General features: G+C 39.0%; 3 protein-coding genes and 1 pseudogene. All 4 read left to right on the top strand.

The genetic code is table 11. From position 1 onward, the window contains the following. Positions 1-102 precede the first annotated feature (102 nt). The 4 genes and pseudogenes from ACWP87_RS13525 (at position 103) to ACWP87_RS13510 (ending at position 5573) form a co-directional block, all read left to right on the top strand. Complete coding sequence (locus ACWP87_RS13525) at positions 103-2193, top strand: ATP-dependent nuclease (protein WP_014569094.1); 2091 nt, start codon at positions 103-105, stop codon at positions 2191-2193. 5 nt (positions 2194-2198) lie between these two features. Beyond that, positions 2199-3977 (top strand): UvrD-helicase domain-containing protein, encoded by a 1779-nt coding sequence (locus ACWP87_RS13520; RefSeq protein WP_223804813.1) that lies wholly within the window; start codon positions 2199-2201, stop codon positions 3975-3977. 74 nt (positions 3978-4051) lie between these two features. Next, positions 4052-4921 (top strand): annotated as a pseudogene (locus ACWP87_RS13515) (DUF2075 domain-containing protein); the annotation flags it as partial. 94 nt (positions 4922-5015) lie between these two features. Beyond that, positions 5016-5573: a hypothetical protein gene (locus ACWP87_RS13510; protein WP_014569090.1), complete on the top strand. Its 558-nt coding sequence runs from the start codon at positions 5016-5018 to the stop codon at positions 5571-5573. Positions 5574-6191 lie beyond the last annotated feature (618 nt).

Here is a 6191-nt window from a genome sequence, read left to right as displayed (position 1 = left end):
TTAGTGTGTAGGTCATCTGGTTATAAGCGAATTTTTCGAGCATTTAGTCGTATTTTTGCATAATGAGTGGGATAGTAGAATGTCCCTAGGGAGGAATGTATAGTGTTTCTAAAAACTGTTAAACTGTATGATTTTCGAAAATTTGTTTCTCAGGTGAATGGGGAACCTGGATTGATAGTAAAATTTCATCCGGGCTTGAATATCATTGTCGGTGAAAATGATTCAGGGAAAACTGCAGTTATCGATGCAATTAAAGTGTTGCTTGGAACAGTTAGCGATGATCGAACCAGTATTCAAGACGAGGATTTCTATTTTGACGGGACCGAGTTTTCAAATGATTTTAAGATTGAGGCTGTATTTTGTAGTCTCAACAAGTACGAGGCTGGAACTTTTCTAGAGTGGCTGTCGTTTGACGATAATAATGAATATGAGTTACATGTAAAACTAACAGTTGAGCGCAAAACGAGTGAAGCTGGACGTCAATATTTAGATCGAAATCTAGTTGCAGGAGATGAAGGTGCAGAATCTTCGTTAGCAAGTGGGGCACGAGTATACTTACGTGTTACATACTTAAAAGCTCTGAGAAATGCAACAGATGAATTAACTCCTGGCTTTCGCTCACATCTGCCACAATTACTTGCAGCACACTCGGAGTTTCGAAATCACCCAGAACATAAATTAAAACTTGTCCAAGCGTTGGAGGAAGCCAACGCAATAATAGAGGGATATCTCTCAGATGGCTTTCCAAGTGAATCGAATCCACCTAAAGATAACGATCATCTTTCTGATAATAATTTGGAAAAACAATCAATTAATAAAGAACTTCATTCGGTATTGAGGCAGTTATTTGATAGTCAAGATCAGGATAAAAGTGACACGCGCTTTCAACTAACACAAGTTACACTTGATCAAATATTCAAACAGCTAAGTTTAAGTTCAGAAAGCGTCAATTTGGGATTGGGGAACTTGAACCTGTTGTACATTTCGACCGAGTTAGCGCTGCTAAAGGATCATTCAAGTTCAGTGGTTTATGGTCCAAACATTATGCTTATAGAGGAATTAGAGGCGCACTTGCACGTGCAGGCTCAGATACGACTAATTAAATACATCGAGCGCTATATTCTTAGCACAGAGGATAATTCATCTCAGCAGTTTATATTGACTTCACATAGTGTTGCACTGACCGCATCGATAGATCAAAGATCGCTGATATATATGAACGCTAATAAAGCCTATTCGATGGCACCTGAGGACACCATGCTTGAGGAAGCTGATTATGATTTTTTGAATCGATTTTTAGATGCAACAAAGAGTAACCTATTCTTTGCAAAAGGAATTATTTTGGTGGAGGGATATGCGGAAAATATTTTATTACCAGCCCTGGCAGATTTAATAAATTTACCGTTACATCGTTCTGGTATCTCAATTGTAAACGTTGGCGGGACAAGCTTTAATCAATATATTAAACTGTTTTCTCAAAAAGAAAAATCAGAAAAAATTGGTATCCCTATCTCTATAATTACAGATTCAGATATTAATCCGACTGTGTATGGTATCGATTCAGAGAGCGCTGAAAAAATCCAGGAGTTGATTAGTGGCCCTAGCGATTTGAATGTTGACTTGTTCGGAGAGGAGTATGCGACTTTTGCTGAATTAGTAGCTGCTTTTAAACTAAGATTTGAAAATACTAAAATTAAGAATTTAATTATTCAAGTAAAAAAATTCCGATCTGATTCTGACTGGGCCAGTAAGACAGCAGAAAGGCAAGAGTGTCTCAATCAAAAATACGAAGAATTTAGTTCCAATAGTAAAGTATTCATGTCGCCATTATGGACTTTGGAGTACAGTCTTTTGCGTAGCTCTTTGCGTCATCTTACGATTCAAGCGATAGCTGAAACACAATTCGTTAGAGAAAATCATCGGGAAAAACTTATTAAAAAATTTGAAGAAGATTATAAAACAAGTCCGAATAAGGCTGCATACAATGCGTATGCAGCCTTGAACAAAGGCTCGGTTTCAAAAACACAGGTTAGTGAACAATTAGCAAAACTAATTATGGGTCTTAGTCAAGATGAAAAGGAAGAGCTGAAAAATAAAATTATTGGCGATACAACACATTCACAAAATGAAGAATGCAAGTATTTAATTAATGCGATTAAGTTTGCAAGTGGGCAGGAGGTTGAACAAGATTGAACTTGATGCAAATTGAAAGCATATTGTTGCACGGTGCGCATTTTACAGCGGAACAGCGAGAAGTTATTCAAGCAATAGGACGAATTGACGTCGTAGCTGGACCTGGATCAGGTAAAACAACCGTATTAGCAGCGAAGGTGTTAAGGTTATTGACCACTCGCAACTACGAAGATAAAGGCATCTGCTGTATTACACATACCAATGTTGCTGTAAAAGAGATTTTAGCACGGTTGAAGCTTGCTGGTGTGGATGAAATTGAATATCCAAATTTTGTAGGAACTATTCAAAGTTTCATGGATAAATTTTTAGGTAAAACTGCATTTGCCACGGTCCTACCCGGTGTGACGCTTAAGCTTTTAGATGATGAAAAGTTCTATGAAAAGTATGATAAAAATTTTAGGAGAATTGTTAAGGACTATCGTTCAGATTGGAACGTACCTAAGCCGTCCAAAAATGGGTGCAAGCTAGTAATTTTAGATGACGGATCATTTTATTACACTAACAGACACCAGAATCAGCGTTGTCAATATGCCATTAATCGTGCATGCGAATGGCTGTTAAGGGATGGCTATGTTTCATATTCTGATCTCAAATCATTGTCTTATTGGTATCTAAGTAAACATAGAGACGAGTTGAGCGTGGCATTTGAGAAACGATTTTCATACTTAATGATCGATGAAGCTCAAGATACCGATTGGATTCAGTTTGCCATTATAAATGGTCTGGCTAATGGCAAACAGTTGAATGTACAAAGATTTGGAGATCCGTATCAAGCATTATATACTATCTATGGATCCGAGACAGAGGACTCTTGGAACCCGAGACCCGATAACGAATTCTACCAGACTAAAGAAATCTCTGAAACTACAAGGTTTGGCAGTTTAATTGCTGCTGTAGTTAAACATGTTTGTGTTCAGGAATATGAACAATTCCATTCGAATCAAGAACTAAATTTCTTTCCGAAGTATTTTATGACATATGAAACTGGAGACGAACTCAAGGAAAAGCATACTCGGCTGATCGAAGACGCTGCCAGTTCAAATCCAAATTTTCGTATATTGCAGAAACCAGATGCTATTGTCGGAATAATGCACAGTGACATTATAAAAGTTGAACCCAAATATTCCAAAGAAGGTTCAGAGCAACGAGCTCATGAAAGAAGTGTCAGTGAAATTTATGCATTGGTTATCAAATTATTGGCCAATGCGAATGGCGTTTCTTTTATGGAAGAATCAGTACTAATCCGTAATAATCATGATAGCAACCTTGAATTAGCAGATGTCATCCAGAAACTCGCAAAACAAAATATTTCATTGAACGAGGTACAATATCATTTGTACAGTCTAATTGGTTCAGAAACTATTTCAGAAGCTTATTTGCAAAGAGAATGCAAGCATCTGCTTCAAGACGTTAGCAACCTAGAAGGTGAACCTGAAAGAATGAATTTATCGACAGTCCACCGAGAATTTGCAACAATTCACGGAGTTAAAGGTGAAACACATCGATCGACACTGCTTTTACTAACTTCATGTGTACACATGAAGTTTAATGAAGAAGACAAAATCAATAAGTTCTTCAAAACTATCTTTCCTTATTTACTAGGAGACCGACCAGATTTTTCATCGGATCCAGAAATAGAACAGTTACAGCGGGATTGTCTTAAACTAGCATATGTAGCATTAAGTCGTCCAAAGTACTTATTAGCAGTTGCAATTCCCAGTCAAGATCTTGCTGATGAAAAAAAAACGAGCTTATTGACACACGGTTGGGTAGAGGCAAAATAGTTACTAATAATCATAGTAAATGGTAGATTGTAAAATTAATCCGAACGCTGTTCGGATTAATTTTACAATCTACCATGAAACTAACACCATTTATTAACGCGTACCGCAAAGCCGGTAAGCGGGCAGATGTCGTGCTGATCGATGAAGGCCATTTACTACTGACGACGCCTGATCCGTATAATAAATTCCGTGGGCATAATCAGCTTGCTGATATTCTTCAGTTGGCTCGAGTGGTGGTGCTCGTGTTCGATTTCCACCAGCTAGTCAAGCTAAAGAGTTTTTGGACACCTGCTTTATTGAAAAGAGTGACGCGCGATTACGCAGTGACACATTATCATCTGACCGAATAGATGCGGGGAGGCGATACGGCGGTGAATGATTGGATTGATCATTTTGTTCGTGGAAAAATGTTGCCTTTGCCACATCCGCAACATTTTGATTTTCAAGTTTTTTCTGATGGTCAGCCGATGTATGACCTCATTCAGCGGCGCAATGCCGAAACCGGCCTTTCGCGCATGATCGCTACAGCTGACTATCCATTCACAGTGCTCGATGGTAAAACCTGGTATGTCCAAGCTGGCTCTCTGCGGTTGCCTTGGGACAAGATCAACTTCACCGATCGCCCGTGGGCACAACGTCCTGAGACATTGCATGAAGTTGGTTCCATTTATACTATTCAAGGCTTTGACTTGAATTACGCAGGTGTGATTCTAGGGCCGAGTCTAGGCTATGATCCCTCAAAAGACCGACTTACGGTTGATCTGGCGCAGTACCAAGACAAGGAAGCATTCAAAAAGCGCCCGGATTTGGCCGACACCACCGACGCTAAAGCCGCGATTATCATGAATGCCATTAATATTCTGCTGAAGAGGGCGAAGCACGGGCTTTATCTTTACGCAGCTGATCCTGCTTTGCGCCAACGGTTATTGCAATTGGCCAAATAATCTTGCAACCTCACTTTTGAAATGCAATAGATTGTGAGTCGTTCCAGTTAGCACTATACAGAAACTGAGTCTAAATCTAAAAGAAGTGCTTTGCATGGCTGAAAAGTATAAAGCAGAAATTGTGCCATTGAACGCTGAGAAGATTGGCACCGCGCCGCACGGTGCCGCGACATTCACGATTGATGGTGCGCAAATGAAGATTCATATCGATATGTTTGATACACCTTCTAATGTGCAGCATTGGGAACATTTCCACGGATTCCCGGATGGTAAGCCAGCAGAAATCGCCACAGCGGCACAAGATGCTAATGGTGACGGTTTCGTTGATCTGCCAGAAACAGAACCGGTTTCCGGTACAACGATGGTGCCATTTGACGCTGAACCGGCCAAGATGCATGTGCCAAATGACAGTTACCCAGTGGCTGATGCAGAAGGTCACTATGCTTATGACAAACTCGTTGATCTGAAGGAATTGCAGACAGCGTTTAAAGCCGCTTTTGGCAGTGACGATTTGCAGCTCGATAAAAGGGTCATTTATATTCATGGTGTGCCGGATACCTTGAAGCTACCGGCTACTGTTCAAGGAACTGTCATGAACTACGATGCCCACGTTACTTTACCAATTGCAGTTGGGAAAATCATCAAAGCTTAAACTAATTAGTTGAATAAATAACCTATAAGTAGTCTTGGGACTTACTGGCAATACGCCGGATGTTTCAAGGCTACTTTTGGGTTTGAAGACCTTATTTACCTATAAATATAGCTTTTTACATTATATGTACAGATTAATACCTATAATGTAAATAAGTATGCACTGTTAAAAATATCTTGTTAAATAACGAACATTATCGTTCCTTTGCGCGGGGTCAACTTGTTAAGCTGGTGTTGGAAGAAGAGAGACGCCGGAAACAATGGAAGGAGGCGCACAGATGCCTAAGAAGTGACTGGTGAAAGCAGCCACTAGTTAGGAACTAAAAATCAGACAGTGTTGATTGAATTAATTAATTGTAGCGTAAAATCTGAATTTTTAAGAATTATTGGGTAAAAAGTGGATTAACAAGTGATCGTAACTCGAAAGTTTTGAGCTCTTTTACTTTTTTTTAAAGTGATGTAGATAACAAAGGCAAAAACTAAAAATGGAAGAAAATTTGTTATATTGACTATCAATTATAATTTAATTGATGTATATTTTATTTGTGCAGTCTATAGCTCAAAACTTTCGAGTTGTAAGCGCATGAATGATTGCACTGTCAGTGTTTAAAATTTTACT

It is taken from the genome of Lacticaseibacillus sp. 22, assembly GCF_055413445.1.
Note: the sequence above shows the minus strand (reverse complement) of the source record. Positions and strands in the feature narration are given on the sequence as shown.